23 protein-coding genes are annotated in these 18,460 nt (G+C 62.7%); 10 read left to right on the top strand and 13 right to left on the bottom strand.

Going from position 1 to position 18,460, the window contains the following annotated elements; translation table 11 throughout:
* Window positions 1–64 precede the first annotated feature (64 nt).
* From NY78_RS00005 to NY78_RS00045, 9 genes are all read right to left on the bottom strand, one after another.
* The gene (locus NY78_RS00005) at window positions 65–301 is read right to left on the bottom strand and encodes a hypothetical protein (RefSeq protein WP_043630257.1); all 237 of its coding nucleotides are present in this window, start codon (window positions 299–301) and stop codon (window positions 65–67) included.
* 189 nt (window positions 302–490) lie between these two features.
* Complete coding sequence (locus NY78_RS00010) at window positions 491–991, bottom strand: DUF488 domain-containing protein (RefSeq protein ID WP_043630259.1); 501 nt, start codon at window positions 989–991, stop codon at window positions 491–493.
* Entirely contained in the window at window positions 991–1,578 is a 588-nt protein-coding gene (locus NY78_RS00015; protein ID WP_043630260.1) for a DNA-3-methyladenine glycosylase I, read from the bottom strand. Before NY78_RS00015 ends, NY78_RS00010 begins: the two co-directional genes overlap by 1 nt.
* A 245-nt stretch (window positions 1,579–1,823) precedes the next feature.
* Window positions 1,824–3,269, bottom strand: a complete 1,446-nt coding sequence (locus NY78_RS00020) for a menaquinone biosynthesis decarboxylase (RefSeq protein ID WP_043630262.1) — start codon at window positions 3,267–3,269, stop codon at window positions 1,824–1,826.
* Window positions 3,270–3,321: 52 nt separating this feature from the next.
* Window positions 3,322–4,353, bottom strand: a complete 1,032-nt coding sequence (locus NY78_RS25360) for a hypothetical protein (protein WP_043630264.1) — start codon at window positions 4,351–4,353, stop codon at window positions 3,322–3,324.
* A gap of 285 nt (window positions 4,354–4,638) precedes the next feature.
* Complete coding sequence (locus tag NY78_RS00030; RefSeq protein WP_043630268.1) at window positions 4,639–5,094, bottom strand: hypothetical protein; 456 nt, start codon at window positions 5,092–5,094, stop codon at window positions 4,639–4,641.
* Window positions 5,095–5,123: 29 nt separating this feature from the next.
* On the bottom strand, window positions 5,124–5,990 hold the full coding sequence (locus tag NY78_RS00035) for a J domain-containing protein (protein ID WP_053062098.1): 867 nt from the start codon (window positions 5,988–5,990) through the stop codon (window positions 5,124–5,126).
* Window positions 5,962–6,456: a YkgJ family cysteine cluster protein gene (locus NY78_RS00040; RefSeq protein WP_043630269.1), complete on the bottom strand. Its 495-nt coding sequence runs from the start codon at window positions 6,454–6,456 to the stop codon at window positions 5,962–5,964. The genes NY78_RS00035 and NY78_RS00040 overlap by 29 nt, the downstream gene beginning before the upstream one ends.
* Window positions 6,457–6,465: 9 nt before the next feature.
* Complete coding sequence (locus NY78_RS00045; protein ID WP_043630272.1) at window positions 6,466–6,879, bottom strand: CoA-binding protein; 414 nt, start codon at window positions 6,877–6,879, stop codon at window positions 6,466–6,468.
* 77 nt (window positions 6,880–6,956) lie between these two features.
* On the opposite strand from NY78_RS00045, the gene mqnC reads away from it, so the two are divergent.
* A complete protein-coding gene (gene mqnC, locus NY78_RS00050; RefSeq protein ID WP_043630274.1) occupies window positions 6,957–8,000 on the top strand; it encodes a cyclic dehypoxanthinyl futalosine synthase in 1,044 nt (347 codons plus the stop codon).
* Here the strand turns inward: mqnC and NY78_RS00055 are convergent.
* A complete protein-coding gene (locus NY78_RS00055; protein WP_047959953.1) occupies window positions 7,979–8,887 on the bottom strand; it encodes a DMT family transporter in 909 nt (302 codons plus the stop codon). The two genes, mqnC and NY78_RS00055, sit on opposite strands and share 22 nt — an antisense overlap.
* 128 nt (window positions 8,888–9,015) lie before the next feature.
* Here NY78_RS00055 and NY78_RS00060 point away from each other — a divergent pair, with 128 nt between their 5' ends.
* On the top strand, window positions 9,016–10,239 hold the full coding sequence (locus NY78_RS00060; protein ID WP_043630277.1) for a M24 family metallopeptidase: 1,224 nt from the start codon (window positions 9,016–9,018) through the stop codon (window positions 10,237–10,239).
* Window positions 10,240–10,248: 9 nt separating this feature from the next.
* Here NY78_RS00060 and NY78_RS00065 read toward each other — a convergent pair whose 3' ends face one another.
* The 3 genes from NY78_RS00065 to NY78_RS00075 form a co-directional block, all read right to left on the bottom strand.
* Window positions 10,249–10,908 carry a cyclase family protein gene (locus NY78_RS00065; protein ID WP_043630279.1) on the bottom strand — a complete coding sequence of 220 codons (660 nt, stop codon included), beginning with the start codon at window positions 10,906–10,908 and terminating at the stop codon, window positions 10,249–10,251.
* 138 nt (window positions 10,909–11,046) lie between these two features.
* The gene (locus tag NY78_RS00070; RefSeq protein ID WP_043630282.1) at window positions 11,047–11,514 is read right to left on the bottom strand and encodes a cytochrome c3 family protein; all 468 of its coding nucleotides are present in this window, start codon (window positions 11,512–11,514) and stop codon (window positions 11,047–11,049) included.
* A 212-nt stretch (window positions 11,515–11,726) separates the two neighbouring features.
* Window positions 11,727–12,185: a CBS domain-containing protein gene (locus tag NY78_RS00075; RefSeq protein ID WP_043630284.1), complete on the bottom strand. Its 459-nt coding sequence runs from the start codon at window positions 12,183–12,185 to the stop codon at window positions 11,727–11,729.
* A 147-nt stretch (window positions 12,186–12,332) separates the two neighbouring features.
* Between NY78_RS00075 and NY78_RS00080 the strand changes: the two genes are divergently transcribed.
* The 8 genes from NY78_RS00080 (at window position 12,333) to fbp (ending at window position 18,458) form a co-directional block, all read left to right on the top strand.
* Window positions 12,333–12,992 carry a protein-L-isoaspartate(D-aspartate) O-methyltransferase gene (locus NY78_RS00080; RefSeq protein ID WP_043630287.1) on the top strand — a complete coding sequence of 220 codons (660 nt, stop codon included), beginning with the start codon at window positions 12,333–12,335 and terminating at the stop codon, window positions 12,990–12,992.
* Window positions 12,993–13,015: 23 nt separating this feature from the next.
* Window positions 13,016–13,909, top strand: coding sequence for an Mrp/NBP35 family ATP-binding protein (locus NY78_RS00085; RefSeq protein WP_043630290.1), 894 nt, complete (start codon window positions 13,016–13,018; stop codon window positions 13,907–13,909).
* A gap of 106 nt (window positions 13,910–14,015) precedes the next feature.
* A complete protein-coding gene (gene pgsA / locus NY78_RS00090) occupies window positions 14,016–14,573 on the top strand; it encodes a CDP-diacylglycerol--glycerol-3-phosphate 3-phosphatidyltransferase (protein WP_043630292.1) in 558 nt (185 codons plus the stop codon).
* 52 nt (window positions 14,574–14,625) lie between these two features.
* The gene (locus NY78_RS00095; protein ID WP_043630294.1) at window positions 14,626–14,982 is read left to right on the top strand and encodes a hypothetical protein; all 357 of its coding nucleotides are present in this window, start codon (window positions 14,626–14,628) and stop codon (window positions 14,980–14,982) included.
* A gap of 1 nt (window position 14,983) precedes the next feature.
* The gene (locus NY78_RS00100) at window positions 14,984–15,322 is read left to right on the top strand and encodes an FtsB family cell division protein (protein ID WP_043630297.1); all 339 of its coding nucleotides are present in this window, start codon (window positions 14,984–14,986) and stop codon (window positions 15,320–15,322) included.
* The gene (locus NY78_RS00105; protein WP_043630299.1) at window positions 15,312–16,337 is read left to right on the top strand and encodes a tetratricopeptide repeat protein; all 1,026 of its coding nucleotides are present in this window, start codon (window positions 15,312–15,314) and stop codon (window positions 16,335–16,337) included. Before NY78_RS00100 ends, NY78_RS00105 begins: the two co-directional genes overlap by 11 nt.
* Window positions 16,338–16,401: 64 nt before the next feature.
* Window positions 16,402–17,277 carry a hypothetical protein gene (locus tag NY78_RS00110; RefSeq protein WP_043630302.1) on the top strand — a complete coding sequence of 292 codons (876 nt, stop codon included), beginning with the start codon at window positions 16,402–16,404 and terminating at the stop codon, window positions 17,275–17,277.
* A 167-nt stretch (window positions 17,278–17,444) separates the two neighbouring features.
* Window positions 17,445–18,458, top strand: a complete 1,014-nt coding sequence (fbp, locus tag NY78_RS00115) for a class 1 fructose-bisphosphatase (RefSeq protein WP_043630303.1) — start codon at window positions 17,445–17,447, stop codon at window positions 18,456–18,458.
* Window positions 18,459–18,460: the final 2 nt, after the last annotated feature.

Genomic DNA, 18,460 nt, shown 5'->3' on the forward strand with positions numbered 1-18,460 from the left:
ATGATCCCCCCGGACCCCTCAACGGGAGAAGTTTTTAAGGGGTGCTTGGGGCGGGCTGCTCAGTTCAATCGGCTCGCCACAACGTCTGCACCGGGGTAAAGGCCGCATCCAGCTCCGGGCTTATTTCCACAGCCACTTCGCCGTCCTGGCGAGAAATCCGCACATGGCTCTCTCCGTCCAACCCAGCCTCCCGGGCGGCCTCATGCCAGCGGTCCACGTCGGCCGCCACGATGGCCTCGAAATCCGCTTCCGTCTGGAGCGGCGCGATAAAGCTTGAAACCGTCACCCACGCACTGGTCACAATACTTCTCCTTGCTGTTTCTTCCAGCCCGGTCTGAGCCGGCGTGGACTCCCAGGCAGGGGGGGCACGCCCGGCAGCCCCAGGACATGTTTATTGGGCTCTGTTAAAGGGCAGGCCCGGCGGCGGCAGAAGCCGGCAACCGCCTGTCGTGTCGTCAGCTTGCTTCTTCGGCAGGTGGTGCAGGACACCTCATTGCGGATTCCTGTCGCCAAGGATGCAGGCCATGGCGAAATCGTTCCAGGCCGGAGTATGGGGCTCAAGCCGGCCGTCGCCCCGGATATGCACCACCCTGGCTCCTCGGGCAAGCAACTCTGGTGCGATGCGCCCGGCCCGGTGGCAGCGTCTGGGGTCTTCCTCGGCGCACAGCAGAACCAGCCGCCAGGCTTGACGCCAGCAGTCCATGACCCGGTCGATACCCCGGGAAAACGAGACGGCGGCGGCAATGGGCTCCCCCCGGCCCAGCCCGCCAAGCTCCCGCCCCAGATACAGGTAGGAAACGCCCCACAACCCGAGGGATGCAGCCAGCGCGTCCTTGGAAAACTGCGGCATATAGCGGGAAACCGGGTGGGAGCGCACGTCGATGACCATATTGACGCCTTGGCGGGCCAGCAGGCTTAAAAACGTGGCCCGTTCATGGCCGCTGTGCCCGATGGTATAGATGGGCGGCCGGGAAAGTGGCCCCGACTGCATCAGGCCTCTCCGGCCAGCTCCCGGAACCGGAAGCAGTCGCGCAGGTGGTCGTTGACGAGTCCGGCGGCCTGCAGGAAGGCGTACACGATGGTGGGGCCGACAAAGCCGAAGCCCCGGGCCTTGAGGTCGCGGCTGACGGTTTCGGCCAGCGGCGTGACCGCCGGAACCTGCCCGATGGCGTCCCAGCCGCCGACCACGGGCGTTCCGTCCACAAAGCGCCACAGATAGGCGTCAAAGGAGCCAAAGGCGTCTTTGACGGCCAGAAAGGCCTGGGCATTTTTGACCGAGGCCGCAACTTTGGCCCGGTTGCGGATAATGCGGGCGTCAGCGACCAGTTCGGCCATTTTGGCGTCGTCATAGGCGGCCACGCAGGCCGGATCAAAGCCGTCGTAGGCAAGGCGGTAGCCCTCGCGGCGCTTGAGCACTGTGAGCCACGACAATCCGGCCTGCGCCCCTTCAAGGAGGAGCAGTTCAAAAAGCGCCCGGTCGTCATGGAGCGGTACGCCCCATTCCTCATCATGATAGCGCATATAGAGCGGCAACTCGCCGCACCACGGACACCGAGGCTTTTCACTCTCCATGCCCATCCCCATCTCCCCCTGTCAGGAGTATCCGGGAGAGGGTCCCCCCTCCCGGACGTCAAAGTATTGATGGCTCCCGTCAAGCGTGAGCACCCACTGTCAGGGCCTCGGTCCCTTTCCGTCTTTTTTTGCGTAACTTCCGCCCGTCGACTTGGCAGTGTCCCCGGTTCAATCAGACGAAACTCCAGGTGGGTTTCCAAAGGGCACTGCCCTTTGGCCGCCGGAGGCATTCTTAACAAATACAATTACACCTACAACCCCAACTCGCCCCACAGAGCGTCGATGCGGGCCTTGGTGGTCTCGTCCATGGCGAGCGAATCCGGCCAGCCGCGCATGTGGCCTTCCTCCGGCCCCTTCTTGGTGGCGTCGATGCCCATCTTGCCGCCGAAGCAGGGCATGGGCGCGGCATGGTCCAGGGCGTCGAGCGGTCCGTCCACGATGATGACGTCGCGCCGGGGGTCGACGTTATTGCCGACGCGCCACAGCACCTCGGCCGTGTTTTGCACGTTGACCCCGGCATCCACCACCACGATGATCTTGGTGAACATCATCTGGCCCAGGCCCCAGATAGCGTACATGATCTTGCGCGTCTGGCCCGGGTAGCGCTTGTCAATGGAGACAAAACAGAAGTTGTGGAACACGCCTTCGACCGGCAGGCTCAGGTCCACGATTTCCGGCAACTGCTTTTTGATAAGCGGCAAAAACAGGCGTTCAGTGGCCTTGCCCATGTAGGTGTCTTCCATGGGCGGCGGGCCGACCAGGGTGGCCGGATAGACGGCGTCCTTGCGGTGGGTGATGGCGGTCACGTGAAAGACCGGGTAATCGTCGGCCAGGGAATAATAGCCGGTGTGGTCGCCAAAGGGGCCTTCGCGGCGGCGCTCGCCCGGCTCGACATACCCTTCCAGGACGAACTGGCTGTTAGCCGGCACCTGTAAATCCACGGTCTTGCACTGCACCAGCTCCACGGCCTTCTGGCGCAGGAACCCGGCGAACAGAAATTCATCGATGTCGTCGGGCAGCGGGGCGGTGGCGGCATAGGTGCAGGCCGGGTCAGGGCCGATGGCCACGGCCACGGGCAGGCGTTCGCCACGCTTTTCGGCCAGATAGTAGTGGGCGGCGCTGCCTTTGTGGCGATGCCAGTGCATGCCGGTGGTGTTTTTATCAAAGACCTGCATCCGGTACATGCCGACGTTGCGTTTGCCGGACTCCGGGTCTTTGGTCACCACCACGGGGAAGGTGATAAACGGTCCGGCGTCGCCGGGCCAGGTGGTCAGCACCGGCAGGATGGACAGATCCACGTCGTCGCCGGTCAGGACCACATCCTGGCAAGGGGCGCTGTCCACTGTTTTGGGAAAAATACCGGCCATCTTGGCCAGTTTCGGCAACAGCTTGAGCTTTTCGATGAGCCCGTGGGGCTTTTCCATCTCCAGGATGTCGTCGATGCGTTGGCCCAGGGCGTCCAGGTCGGCGCACTCCAGGGCCAGATGGATGCGGTCAAAGGACCCGAAGGCGTTGGTCACTACCGGAAACCGCGATCCTTTGGGATTTTCAAAGAAAAGGGCCGGTCCCACGGCCTTGGAGACGCGGTCGGTGACCTCGGCGATCTCCAGATACGGGTCAAGCGTCGGCTTGATGCGTTTGAGTTCGCCTTTCTTCTCCAGAAGCCGCAAAAATTCCTGCAAATCCTTGTACGCCATGAGGGAACGCTCCGGGTGTGGTCGATCCGGCCAAGAGCGCCGGTCCCCATATTTATACCCGAAGCCGCAGCCCCGTAAAGGGCCGGGCCGCGCCGGCCAAAATCCTGGCCCAGAATCCCGAGGCCGCCTCGGCCGGGAGCCCGCCGGCAAAGAGGCAGACCGGGGCCAGCTCCCGTCGGCCAAATCGCACCTGGGCAAGCGTAGCGATAACGGCATCGGCCATGCCTGGATTTTCCAGCATGAGGCGATAGCCGGCTTTGGAGCCGTCCAGGGTCAGCACTGCGGCAATGCGCCCGGCGTTTGGCAACCGGCCAAATAGGCGAAGGGACCAAGTTTTGCTGCCGGTGCGCAGGGTCAGGACTTCAGACTGGCTAAGGCCCGGATACATCCAGGGCGTGTACAGTGGCCGGCCCTGGGTCCGGGGAATGACCAGTCCGGCGAGGCGGACCAGCTCCCGGACCCGGGCCAGAGCCTGCCCGGCCTCGGCGTCGTTCTGGCAAAAGGCTGTAAAGCGCGTCCGGGCCAGGGTCAGGTCCAGGACCGGGCCGGAGGCAGGGCCGGCAAGGGGGCCGGCTGACGCGCCGGCAGGTGCGGCGGGAGTTGTCCCGTCAGGGACGCCGGCCGGCTGACAGGTAAATGCCGCATCAGACACGCCGGCAACCTGTCCGGAAGAAAGGTTGGGAGAAGCCTCGGGTTGAAAGACGAAGAGGGGCGCATCGGCTGGCGGCAAGCGATGGAGCAGGGCTTCGAATTTTGACCGGGCCTCGGTCAGGGCGGCCAGCAACAACACCGGATCGTCGGCCGCCGACGGCGGCGGGGTGATGTCGCGCAGGATGAGATCTGGGTCCAGGCCTTCGATGCGAAAGACCAGTTCCCGGCCCGGGACAGGCTCGTGGTCCAAGGCGGCCAGCAGTTTGTGCCCGGCCACCACCACCCAAAACAGTCCGCGCGGCCCTGGCGAGACGAGCCGGCCGCGAACGATTTGCCCCACCCGCCGGCCGCGCCGGAAAGCCTGGGGATCGGAGCGGTCCTTGCCGCCGTCTGAAGGCTGGCCGCTGCCGCCGTATCCGCCTGTGACCCGCATAAGGCCTCCCTTGCCGGCGACGACGCTCGCGTTGCATTTGGGACTGCCGGACAGGGTAAGCCCTGCAGCAGCGAGGGGTATCGTAACGCGGAACGGGCTATTTTAACAATTTAAACAAAAAAGTGGACGGCCACACTCCATGGCTTCTTCTTGTTTTTTGGCGCTCCTTGCGCTTGTCGCTGCGGTAACGCACCCTGTCAAATCCAACCTCCCATAGATGGGATTCCAAAGGGTGTCAGTCTCTTTGGCCGCCGGAGCATCTTCACGCTATTTTCGCCCTACCATCTACCGGCCGGTCAGCTCGAAATAGTCGGTGAGGTCGATGCCGGGAAAGACGTGGACCACGGGCGTACAGGTTCCCTGGCGGATGATGTGGAGTTGGCAGGGCACGACGTTGCCTGGAGCGATGCCGTATTTGGCGATGAATTTCGGCCCGGGCGGCATACTGTTGATCAGGGTCAGGGTAAAAAGCTTGTCGGGCGTATAGAGTGGTTCGCCGACGATGGGGGCATCGGGGGTGAACCGGTAGGTGACGGTCAGGGGCGGATAGGGGGTGGGAATGCCTTCGGTCGGCGAGGCCGGCTGCCAGGGGGCCACGGAAATGATGGCGGCGGCGCCGGGAAAGACGTCGTAGCGGCAGGGTCCGCCGCGCAGCGGGGATTCGGCAGCAATCCCCAAGGTTGGCAACAGGCAGGCGGCCAAGGCGCAGACCAGTATGATGCGGATGGCAATGGAGCACATGGGGAGCCTCCTTGGAGTGGTGGTGACGGCTATTTGGCCAGGAGGCGCAGGTACAAATCCCCGCGCATGGGGCCGATACGCCGGCCCATGCCTTTGAGCCGGATGGGGCGTCCCACGACGAAATCCGGGGGCAGGGTCACTTCCACCATGGTAGGTTTGGCGTTGCCCAGGCCATGGCGGATGCCCACGCGGATGCGCGTTCCTGGGAGCAGGCTGCTGCTTGGCAGGCGGACGGTCTGTTCATCGTCGAGCTGTTTTCTAAAGTAGTCCTTGAGAGATCCAATGAATCCCTTGGACATATCGAGAGATACAGCTTTATCGCCCCAGCTGAACGAGACGTTGCGCGCCCCTTTGGCCGCCACCTTCTGCTGTCGCTTCGGACCATTTTTCACCTGCCGGTAGATGTCTTCGAAGACCTGCCGGGCAAAGGGGTCCTTGAGCAGATCCTGGAGCACCTCCTCGCGGCGGAAATAGAACCCGGCGTCGGCATTATCCTTGGAGGCCTTGTTATAGGCCTGCTTGGCTTTTTGCTGGGTGTGGGCCGCGCCGGGTTCGGGACCCGGAGGAGGTGGCGGCGGGCCGGGGCGGCTGGTCCGGGCCTTGGCCTGCTCGTCAGGACCCTGGGGCTGCCTGGGGCCGGTGGTCCGGGATTGCTCTCCCTCCGCCGGACCGGGGCCGCGGTCGTCCCGGTCGGCAAGATAATGGCGCAGGAGGAGATAGGCTTCGTTTAACCGCTGGAACTTGCGTTTGGCGGCGGGATCATCAGGATGCAGGTCCGGGTGGAGCTTGAAGGCGAGCTTACGATAGGCGGATTTGACGGCCTCAATGCCGTCGCCGGGAGAGACCCCGAGCAGCGAGCGCGCCTGGTCAAGACGCATCGAATCCGGGCCGGCCATGCTCCGCTTCCTCTGGGGTGTCCGGAATACAGTCGATCACCAGGGCCTCGGGCACGTCCTCGCCCCGGGAGCGGCACAATTTATGGGCCATGAGGTAGTCCCGGCCCTGGCGGGCAAATTCGGCGTGCGAGGCCTGCTGATTGATGCCGGGACAATCTTCGGCTGCCATGGCGTGGCTGTCGGCGTCAATAATATTGCCGCGAAAATACGGCCAAGCCCGACAGACGTCGGGGCGGGCCTGATGCACCATGCAGCCAGCAGCGTAAAAGATGCAGGAGTCGTCCGTGCCGGTCACCAGTCGATGCCGGCCGCCGACATGCTCGGTAAAGCGTTCGAGCAGCGCGTTGCGGTCAAGTTTCAGATGGCTGCCCAGGCGTTCGAGATCAAAAGCGGACAGAACAATGCCGCCCACTCCTTCACAGCAGTGGCCGCAGCGTTGACAGGTAAAAGCAATGACAGACGGCATTTCCACACCCTATCCCCAAAGACGACGGTATTCAACCATGATGCAACGATCTTCCACCACGCAGACTCCGGCCGGGGCCAGGACTTGACGGGCCTCGGGACTGGCAATGCCGGACTGCATCCAAAAGCAGGCCGGCAGTCGGGGAAGGGCCAGCACTTCAGCGGCATGGGCCGGGCAGCTGGCCGGGGCGCGAAACAGGTTGACGATGTCGATGGGTTCGTCAATATCCGCCAGGGTCTTGCGGGCGGCAATGCCCCAGACCGTGGTCCGGGCCGGATGCACGGGCAGGACGCGGAAACCGGCGTCGATCATGAAACGGCCAACCATGTCGACCTCGGTGCCGGGGCGGTCTTTGGCCCCGACCAGGGCAATGGTTTTGCCTGGGACAAGCAGTTCTTTCAGCGTGGCGTCAGCGTAGAGCATAGTTCCCGGGTGGTTTTCGTTTGCGGCAAAAAAGTGTATCGCCGTGGCGGCATCCCTGCCTGGAGGTCAATAGCACAATGCCAGATCGCGCCATACGCCGTTTGCGGGTGGATGAGGCCCGCGCCCTGTGGGAGGTCGAGGACGTTTTTTCCCTGGGGAAAAAGGCCCACGCCGCCCGACTCGCCCTGCATCCCGAACCGGTGGTCACCTATATCGTTGACCGCAATATCAATTATACCAATGTCTGCGCCTGCGGCTGTCGGTTCTGCGCCTTTTTCAAGGCCCCGGGACAGCCCGGCGGCTATGTGCTCGCCCCGCAGGAACTGGCCGCCAAGGTGGCCGAGACCGTGGAGCTCGGCGGTTATCAGATCCTGCTCCAGGGCGGGATGCACCCGGATCTGCATCTCGATTTTTATACCGGGATGCTCTCGACGCTGCGGGCCGGCTTTCCGGGCGTGGCCGTACACGGGTTTTCCCCGCCGGAGATTGTCTTCCTGGCCAAAATGGAAGGGCTGTCCATAGCCGAGGTCCTGACCGAACTCAAGGCTTCCGGACTGGCCTCGTTGCCCGGCGGCGGCGCGGAAATTCTGTCCGACCCCATCCGCAGCCATGTCTCGCCCAACAAGTGCCCGGCCGACGAGTGGATCGAGGTCATGGCCACGGCCCACGCCTTGGGGCTTCGCAGCACGGCCACCATGGTCATCGGCCTGGGGGAGACCATCGAACACCGCCTGGAGCATCTCTCCCGATTGCGCGATCTCCAGGATAAGACCGGGGGATTTACTGCCTTCATTCCCTGGACTTTTCAACCCGGCAATACGGCGCTTCGCGTGCCCGAGGCCTCGTCCTGGGAGTATCTGCGGATGCTGGCCCTGTCGCGGCTGTTTCTGGACAATATTCCCAATATCCAGGCCTCCTGGGTCACCCAGGGGCCGATGGTGGGGCAGATGGCGCTTTATTTTGGGGCCAACGACTTCGGCTCGACCATGATCGAAGAAAACGTGGTGGCCGCTGCCGGCGTGCGTTTTTCCATGGAAGAGGACGAATTGCGTCGGCTGGTGGTCAAAGCCGGATTTGAGCCGGTCCGGCGCAATATGGACTATTCCCGGCGCGAGGCCTGAACCCGTTTGGCCGGCCGGGCGCTTAGGGCCACGCCGACAAGGGTTGTCGCGCCTCCGAGCCATTGCCCCGGGGTCAGGGTCTCGTCGAGGAGAACGCGCGACAGCAGGCAGGTGACCACCGGGATGAGATTGATAAAGGCAGCCGCCTTGGCTGCCGGGGCGCGGCTGACGCCATAGTTGTACAGCCCGTAGGCCACGAAGGTGACCCCGAGTCCCAGAAAGACGATGGCCAGAACCGGCCCGAGGGTCAGGCGTTCAGGGAACGGCGCAATGACCAGGGCCGGCGAGAAAAAAAGCATGCCCATAAAGCTCTGGGCCGCCGTAAGGTAGAGCGGCTTGTGGCGCACGGCCAGACGCTTGCAGGTGATGATGTACCCAACAGCACAGCACATGGCCACAAACTCCAGGAAATTCCCCAGGATGGGGCGCGGTGCGGCCGGGGTGTCCTCGCCCGTGACACTCATGACGGCCACGCCGGCCACGGCCAGGAGCAGGCCGGCCATGGTCCGTTGTTCAAGTTTTTCTTTAAGAAACAGGGCAGCGGCCACGGCCGTCATCACCGGCAACAGGGCCGTGATCATTCCCGCCTGGGAGGCCTGCGTATAGGTCAGAGCCTGGGATTCGAAAATGAAATACAGGCATGGCTCGCAAAAAGCCATGAAGGCGATCCATTTCCAGTCGCCCCGACCGGCGGCCAGCCCGCCCATGCGCCGCCACAGCAGTCCGAAGACCACCGAGGCCACGGCCATGCGGGAAAAAACAACCAGCAGCGGCGAGACTTCGCGCATGGCGATCTTCATGGCGATAAACGAGCTGCCCCATAAAATGGTCGCCCCGACAAGGGCGAAAAAGGCTGCCCAGGACATCTCGCGGCTGCTGCTTGGCATGGTCGAATTTCCTTTCCGGAGGACGGGTTGGCTCGGCTTTGGCACTGTCGGCAAAGTCGGCCGTGCCGCCCTTGGACGGCCGCTATGCCTGCCGCGGCCAGAGAAAGCAACCTCAACCGGAGTACCCCATGTTTGAAGCTCTCGAACGTCTGCCCGAGTCGGAAATGCGCAGTCGCCAGGAATCCGTACGCGCCCTGTTGGCCAAGACTGCCCCCGAAGCCGGCGGATTGCTCGTCTTTTCACGGCTGGCGCTCTATTATCTGACCGGTTCCTGGGCCAACGGCATCCTGTGGCTGCCGCTTACCGGCGAACCGGTGCTGTTGTGCCGCAAGGGGCGGGAGCGGGCGGCCCTGGAATCGCCCTTGCCGACCATTGTGGGTTTTCGTTCCTTTAGCGATATTGTCCCCCTTTGCCGCGAGGCCGGCAGTGCGCTCACGCCCACCTGCGCCGCCGAGCAGGCCGGGTTGCCCTGGAATCTGGCCTCGCTGCTTACATCCCGGCTGCCGGACACCGTCTTTACGTCCGGCGACGCCGCCCTGGCCATGGCCCAGGCCTATAAGTCGGAGTGGGAACTGGCCAAGATGCGGTTGTGTGGCGCGCGCCATGCCCGGGGGCTGGCCGAGCTTGTGCCGCAGCGTATCCGGCCGGGCCTGACCGAGCGGGAGATCGCCCGGCAGTGCTGGGACGCCTTTTTCGAGCTTGGGCATCAGGGCCAGTTGCGCATGGGCAGTTATGGAGAGGAAATCTTCCTCGGCCACATCGCGGTCGGGGATTCGGCCAACTACCCAAGTGTGTTCAACGGCCCGGTCGGCCTTCGCGGCGAACATCCGGCCCTGCCGTTTTCCGGCTACGCCGGCACGGTCTGGAAAAAGGGGCAGGTGCTGACCATCGACAACGGTTTCTCTCTGGAAGGCTACAGCACGGACAAGACGCAGGTCTATTTCGCCGGCAAGGCAGCCGATTTGCCCGATGCCGCCAGACGCGGCCATGAGCTGTGCGTGGCCGTGCAGCAGGCCGTGGCCACGCGGTTGGTTCCCGGCGCAATTCCCTCCGAACTCTACGCCCTGGCCCTGTCCATGGCCGAAGCGGCCGGCCTGTCCGAAGGCTTCATGGGGCTGGGCGACAATCAGGTCCGCTTTCTGGGCCACGGCATCGGACTGGCCATCGACGGTTGGCCGGTCCTGGCCAAGGGCTTTGACGTCCCGCTGGCCGCCGGCATGACGCTGGCCCTGGAGCCCAAGTACGGCATCCCGGAGGTCGGCATGGTGGGCGTGGAAAACACCTTTGAGGTGACGGCCGAGGGTGGCAGGTGTCTGACAGGTCAGGACTACGACATTATCTGTATTGAATAGGGGATGCGTTTAGTCGGCCGGCTCGCCGGCCTCGTCGAGCAAGACGGCCCGGACTGGCGAGGCTTCGGCGTCGGCCATGGCCAGGGGCAGACAGACCAGCCGGTAGCGTCCTGGCCGGGCCGTGGCGAGGGTAAGTCCCTCCAGGATGAGAATGCCGGCGGCCAGCAGCAGCTGATGGACCGGGTAGGCTGGATCGTCGAGGGGTTCGATGCTCATGGCGTCGATGCCAACGAGTCCGATGTTGCGGGCTACGAGTTCTCGGGCCAGTTCCGGGGTGGCGGCGGCGAAGTCGCCAGGGAAATCCGGGCCGGCAAAGCAGCGCAAGCGGGAATTGACGGTTTTAAACAGCACGGCCTCGCCCGCAGCGACGGCCGCGCCGGCCAGCACGTCCGGGCCAAGGCGCATGGTCTCGCCGCAGTCGATGACCACGGCCGGCAGGAAAAAGGCGGCAACCGGGTAGTCGCCGACCCGTTTGCCGCCGGGCAGGAAATGGGCCGGAAAATCGATGTGGGCGGCGCTGTGGGCGCTGAAGCGCAAAGCCGCCGCCTCGCACCCGTCGGTTGCCTGGGACAAAAACAGACGGCGGACAAAAGGCGGGTCCCCGGGCACGGCCGGCGTTTCCGGAGACAGGGGCAGGGAAATGTCGATGACCGGGGAGGGCTTCTTCATGGGGCGCTCCGTGGGCAGGGGGCCGGGTGCGCCGGGCTCCTGTTTCGGCTGGTGGTCCGTCCTTCGGCGTCGCCCATAAAAAAACGCCCCCGCACAGGGCGGGGGCGTTTTCAAAGGCGGCGTCCTGCGTACCCGTGGTTATTTCGCGGCCACGTGGCAGCCATTGTTGGAGCAGGGGGCCACGGAAAGGGGCTTCTGGCCCTTTTCCTTGCGGACCACATTGGCCTTCATGTGGCAGCCCAGGCAGCTGTTCTCGGCATTCTTGTCGTGGAAGGCGCGGAAGTAAGACGTCGCTTCCTGGCGATCCTTCAGATTGTCGTGGCAGCCTTCTTCGGCGCAGCCCTGAACTTCACCCTTGCCGTCCCACATGTGGTGGCAGGTGACGCAGGCTACGGACGCATGTTGCCCATGGGAAAACTTGACCGGGGCAAAACTGGTTTTGAGCACCCCGGACGGGCGCTTGAACGTGAGTTCGAGGGGGTAGCACAGCGTGGACTTGGCTTCCACGATTTTGCTAAACTTGCCGCCCTCGCAAAAAGCCGCCGTGGCCATGGCCAAGCTGCATACCATAACAATCAACCCGGAAAGCATGACCTTGGAACGCATCCAACTCCCTCCTTGAGCTCCAGAAAACGGTGAAAGTGACCTTGCCGCTGCGAATCCACAGGCGGCTCCTCAGGCTACTGCCCCGCCGCCGTAATTCAGTAGAAAAGCGTAAAATTTCACAAGCCGGAAGTCAATAGTCTTTTGACAAAAAGCGTTGTCGCTCAAAAGACGGGCAGCCAGCCTGTGTGCGCCTTTCCAAGTGCATCAGGCGGTTATTCGTCTTCGTCGGCGCAGTCGAGACGCTCGGAAGCTTCCAGGGCGTCCATAAGTTCAAGGCTCAGGCGAATAAAGTCGGAGGCCGTGAGAATGCCGACCAATTTGCCGCACTCGACCACGGGCAGGCAGCCGTATTTCTGGGTGAGCAGCACTTCGGCCGCCTGGCGCAGGGGCAACTCCGGGGTGGCCATGGCCACGTCGGAGCGCATGACCTCGCTTAAAGGAATGCCGGCATAGATGTCTTCCTGGGTCTGGGCGTCAATGTCGGCCAGGCGGGACACGGAAGCGGCCAGCAGGTCGCGATGGGTGAGCAGGCCCACAAACGCGCCGGCAGCGTCGACAATGGGCAGATGGCGGATGCGGGCGTCTTCCATGGTCTGCTTGGCGACAAGCAGGCTGTCGTCAAGGCGAAGCGCAATGAGGTCTTCGGTCATCAGGTCGCGGGTGGTCAGCATGGGAGCCTCCTTTTGTCCCCCAAAGTTCCCATTGGGCCGGTTGACCTGTCAAGGCGCAAGGCGTTGACTTGAAGCGAAAATTCTGTTTTCCAGGTAGGATCGAGCAAGCGTGCAGGACTTTTTGAGAACTTGCCGCAAAGGGCGCAGATGAACGGATCGGGGCAGAAGACGGATTTGCGGCGCAGTCGCGAACGCATGGTCCGCGACCAGATCGAGGCCCGGGGAGTAAGCCATCCCGACGTACTGCGGGCCATGCGCAAGGTGCCCCGGCATCTGTTCGTGGAAGAGGCGCTCATTCCCCAGGCCTACGAGGACCATCCGCTGCCCATCGGCCATGGCCAGACTATTTCCCAGCCGTATGTCGTAGCCTGGATGACGGAGCTGCTTGGAGTGGCCCCGGGGCACAAGGTCCTGGAGATCGGGACTGGTTCCGGCTATCAGGCCGCTGTGCTGGCCGAACTCGGGGCGGACGTGTTCACGGTTGAGCGGGTCAAACCGCTCTACGAACTGGCCCGGGCCCGATTGGATGCCTTGCGCTACCGCCGGGTGCGCCTTAAACTCGACGACGGGACACTGGGCTGGCCAGAGGAGGCCCCTTTTGACCGCATCCTGGTTGCGGCCGGCGGTCCCAGGATTCCTGCTCCGCTGGTGGGACAGTTGTCCGAAACAGGGCGTATGGTCATCCCCGTGGGCGCCTCCCGGCGCAGCCAGACGCTGTGTCTGGTCCGTCGGGAAAACGGTCGCGTCATTGTGCGCGAACTCGGCGGGGTCATGTTTGTTGACCTTGTCGGCGCCCATGGCTGGTAGGCCCAAAGGAACAGGCTTTTATTATGGCGCAATCCGATTCCTGCCGCACCTGTCCAGGCCGGGGAGCGACTCCCGAAGCGGCCCGCAAACCCGATGTTCGCGATGCGCGCATCGGGGAGACGCTTGAGCGCATTCGCTACAAACTTGTGGTCATGAGCGGCAAAGGCGGGGTGGGAAAAAGCTCGGTGGCCGTCAATGTGGCCTGTGCGCTGGCCGCTGACGGAGCCAGGGTTGGGCTGCTTGACGTCGATCTGCATGGCCCGAGCGTGCCGCGCATGCTGGGGCTGACCGGGGCTATGGGAGCCGGGGCCGAGGCGGCCATCGCGCCGAAGCGGTTTGGCGACAACCTGCTTGTGGTCTCCATGCAATCGCTTCTTTCCGACCCGGATTCGGCCGTCCTGTGGCGCGGACCCATGAAAACCACCGCCATTCGCCAGTTCATCGCCGATGTGGACTGGGGCGAACTCGACTACCTGGTCATCGATTCGCCGCCGGGCACCGGGGACGAACACCTGACGGTCCTTAAAACCGTACCCGACGCCCTGTGCCTGCTCGTCACCACGCCCCAGGAAATATCCCTGGCCGATGTGCGCAAGACCATCAATTTCCTGCAATACGCCAATGCCAATATTCTCGGCGTGGTGGAAAACATGAGTGGCCTGGCCTGTCCGTACTGTCATAAAGAGATCGCGTTGTTTAAAAAGGGCGGCGGCGAAGCCATGGCCCGGGACTACGGCCTGGATTTCCTGGGCGCGGTGCCGCTTGATCCGGCCACCGTGGTGGCTGGCGATCTGGGCCGACCGGTGGTGCTTCTTGAAGGCGAAAGTCCGGCCCGCAAGGCCTTCTTGGCTTTGGCCAAGGCCGTGGCCCTGGCCTGCAGCACAAGCCTTGAGGCCGCGGCCTATCCTCGGCCCTAACCCGGCCTGCCGGTTGCCGTGATCTGGGGATAAGGCTTTGACGCCAGCCCGGTATTGCTTTAATTGCCTGCCTGCGCCAGGAAACCTCCGAAAGGCTTAGCCACGCATGTTCAATCTCGCCAACAACCTGACCCTCGCCCGTATCGGGGCTGTGCCGATCCTCGTGATCCTGCTCTATTTTCCGGGAAGGGGGGCTTGTTTTGCCGCCATGTTGGTCTTCATGGCCGCTGCAGTGACCGACATTGTGGACGGCGTGGTGGCCAGACGCCAGAACCTTGTCACCACATTGGGCAAATTCCTTGACCCCCTGGCCGACAAGCTGCTTATCAGCGCAGCCCTGATTATGCTCACGCATTTGGGTTGGGTGGAAGCCTGGGTGGCGGTCGTCATTATCTGCCGGGAAATCGCCGTGACCGGGCTCCGGGCCGTGGCTATTGATTACGGCGTGGTGATTGCGGCCGACCGTTTCGGCAAGCTCAAGACCATTTTGCAGATGATGGCCCTTTGCCCGCTTTTGCTGCACTACCCCATTCAGGGCTTTGATCCCGCGCCGCTTGGCAGCGCGCTTTTGTACCTGGCCCTGGTTTTGACCCTTGTATCCGGCGTCAATTACTTTTATGGATTCGGCAAGAAAGTGATGTGGTCGGACAAAGCGGCCCGGTAACCGGGGACATGCTGCGACCGACTCCAGGTAACCTCTTTTACGACAAGGCGATATGAAAGCCAAAAACATCTCAAAGCTGGCCAGACGCCGGGTACGCCCCGCCCGACCGGGACTGGGCAAGGGCGCGTGGGCCGGTCAACGACTCGACGACAACCTCGCCGCCCGCATAGAGAACTGCCTGCACACCATTTTGGAACTGGAACCGGATCTGGAGCGACTCCAGTTCGGACACTATCTGTTGCGCGATTTCAAAGTCCTCAAGATGTTCCTGTCCCATGTCGAAGACATTGAGGTGGAGGAGCAAGACGTGCTGCGAATCGAGGCCGCTACGGAGAATTTCCTCCGGGAATTGCGGGAGCCTCTGGCTCAGTCCGATTCCAAACGCCCGAAGAAATACGTCGTGCAATGACATGATATGGCGACGGTTCCTGCTGACGGCACTTATTTTTTTCAATGTTTTTCTGCTCTATAACCTGATATGGAGCGATAACGGAATCTTTGCCTATCTCGAACTCAAATCCCGCCACGAGCAGCTCAAGCAGCGTCTGGAATCTGTCAACGACCGTTCTCTGGACCTCAGCCAGGAGATCCGCTGGCTTAAAACGGATCAGGCCTTTACCGAAAAGATGGCCCGGGCCCAGATGAACTATCTCAAGGAAAACGAGATTCTCTACCAGTTTCCAAAAGACCCTCCAGCCGCCAAGGAGCCGGACCGGGACAAGGAAGGGAAGCGGGCCGATGCTCAGTAAAATCGAAGTATACCGGGAAGTCCTGGAGATCGAACCGAATTCCAAGGCCTTTTTCCCGCTCGCCCGCCAGCTTGCGACTGAGGGGCGTCATGACGAAGCTGTTGCCGTCCTGTGCCGGGGCATTGGGTTTCACCCCGACCATCTGGAAGCCAAATTTCTGCTTATCGAACTGCTCACCCGCCAGGGCAGGGAGGAGCAGGCCGGGGAGATCTTTGCCGATGTCGGGTCCATGCTCGCCCGGTATCCTTCGGTGTGGCTTCTGTGGTCAAAAACCGCTGCGACCCGTTCCAAAGACCCTGCGTTGGCCATGCTCTTTTTGTCCCATTATTTCCAGGACCAGACCCTGACCTGGGCCGACGTCATGGAACGGGGGCTCAAAAGCCTTAGCCAGACCGAGAGCCCGTCTGAATGCAACGAGGCAGACGAAGCGCTTGCGGATGCGCCGGCAGCGCCAGCTGCTCCGGCGGCGATGCCCGTAGAACACGTTGAAAGACCGATTCTGGCTGCGCCTGTCGTTCCCCTGGCTGCGCCGGGAGTTCCGTCAGAAGAGCCGGAAGAACCCGAGACGCCCATTCCCGCCCGAAGCGAACACAGGGAACCGGCCGACGGGCCTGAATTGCGCGGCGCCAGGGAAATACTGGCCCTAGCCGACATCCTCGACGCAGCGGAAGCGCCGGGAGAACGCAATCGCAGCCGGCCGGCCAAATCCCGGGAACAGGCTGTTCGAACCAAAACCATGGCTGCCGTGCTGGCCGGGCAGGGTGATACCGCCGGAGCCCTGGAAATCTATGAAGATCTCCTGGCCGTTGCCCCGAACGGTCCCGAACGCGAGGAATTGGTCGAATTGAAGGCAGCTTTGTCGCCTGACGCAGCCCCCGACCCGCAAGCAACAACCGCCGCGCATAACACACCCCTGGCGCATGGGGCCGTCGCTCCCGGACCCAAGGGATCCGCCAAGCTGGCAAGCTTTCTCGAAGCCCTGGCCGGACGCCTGGAAGCCCGGGCCGGATCGTGACCTCCCAGACGGCGACGTCTGGAAGATTTCTCCCACCAATCAGGAACAGCAAGAGGATACGGCCTTGAAACGTACTGCCATCGCGGCCATGACCGCCTTATTGTGCCTTGTTACGCTCACCGGCTGCGGCACCATGAAAACCAAGTGGCGCGAAACCCGCAAGCTCTACCGCGAATACATCAACACCGACCCCACCATCGACTTCAGCGACCAGGGCATTACCGACAAGGGGCTGCAACGCCTGGCGGCCTTGTTCATGCCCGTGGATGAGCGTCTGCTGGCCATGTTGCGGGTCCTTGGCAGCCAGGACACCCCCCCGGAGCAGGAATGGGCACAGCAACTGCTGACCAATCACAACTGGCTCTCCGGCGTGGTCGTGGTGGATACCACAGGCGTCACTGTGGGACAGGTGCCGGCGGTGCCCATGCGTCCCCTGGATGTCGCCCCTCTGCTTGAGCAGTCGGAGCGCTACAAGGTGCGCAAGATGGGCGCCCGGGTCGTGACCGACGAAATGGGCACCGTGGTCCTGGTGGCAGCACCCTTTTTCAAGGAAAACGAGTGGGCCGGCCTTGTGGTTGCCTACTTTGATCCGCGAAATCTCGTCCGCTTTTCCTCCGATCCCGGGGCGCTGGTCGTTGTCTCCACCGATGGGTTGGTGTGGCCCGGCGCCAGTGGACAAGGAGAAGCGTTGGCTGCGCTCAAGTGGTCGGATATGCTCAAGGAATCTGTCCAGGGCGACATCAATGCCGCTGGCGGCCAGTATGTCTGGCAGGCGCGCTACCTCGGCCAGCTTGAATTGGTTTACCTGACTGATGCCCGGGAAGTGCGGACCCAGAAGCCGGAACCCAAAAAAGAAGCCGCTCCTGGGCCCAAATCCGATGTCAAGATTCCGTCCACTGAGCCGCTTCCGATGCCGGCTGACCCGACGGCCAATCCCTGAGTATGCGATGATCCCATGGCCGGCGGTTTCGGCCGCCGGCTTTTTTTGTTTCCAACCCCGGAAAATCTTGTGGGAATTTGTTGCTGATTGTACGATAGTCCAAGGCCGCAGGCCTAGGAGCCGCACGCCCGGCGTGCCCACGCCTTGACGGCGGGAGGAGAAACGCTATGCCGCAGATTACCGTCATCGAACACCTGCTGTTGCACCAGAAAGAGTCCCCCATGGCCACCGGCCGGTTCACCCGGCTGCTCAATGATCTCATCTTGGCCGCCAAGATCATCTCCCGGGAGGTCCGCAAGGCCGGTCTGGTCGATGTCCTGGGTTTTACCGGCGAGATCAATGTCCAGGGTGAAGAGGTGCAAAAGCTTGATGAGTACGCCAACAAGGTGCTCATCCACCGAATGGAGCGGTCCGGGGTCCTGTGCGCCATCGCTTCCGAAGAAAACGCCGACCTCGTAACCATCCCCGATCAGTTCCCCAAAGGCGACTACTTCCTTATTTTCGACCCCCTGGACGGGTCGTCGAACATCGACGCCAACGTCAATGTCGGCACCATATTTTCCATTTACCGCGTCCCTGACGGCTGTTCCGGCGACAACCTGTGCGAGCTGCTCATGGCCGGAGCCAAGCAGGTGGCAGCCGGCTATTTCCTCTACGGCACTTCCACCATGATGGTGTATACCACCGGCAAGGGCGTGCACGGTTTCACCTTGGACCCGAGTGTCGGGGAATTCCTGCTGTCCCACCCGGACATCCGCACTCCGGACACCGGTAAAATCTATTCGGTCAACGAAGCCTATTGGTCCTACTGGGATGCGCCGACCCGGGAAATCGTCAATGCCTTCAAGGGCACGGACAACCCCCGCGGCAAGCCCTATGGCGGCCGTTATATCGGTTCGCTGGTGGCGGACTTTCACCGCAACCTGCTTTACGGCGGCATCTTCCTCTATCCGGCCGACCGGCGCGACCCCACCAAACCCACGGGCAAGCTGCGGCTTTTGTGCGAAGCCAATCCCCTGGCCTTTGTCATCACCCAGGCCGGCGGCGCGGCCACGGACGGCGAACGCGACATCCTGTCCATCGAACCGACGGAACTGCATCAGCGGGTGCCGCTTTTTATCGGCAGCAAAAATGATGTGGCCAAGGTGATGGAAGTCTACGGCCGCGCACACAAGTCCTGATC

It is taken from the genome of Desulfovibrio sp. TomC (genome assembly GCF_000801335.2).
Classification (GTDB): Bacteria; Desulfobacterota; Desulfovibrionia; order Desulfovibrionales; family Desulfovibrionaceae; genus Solidesulfovibrio.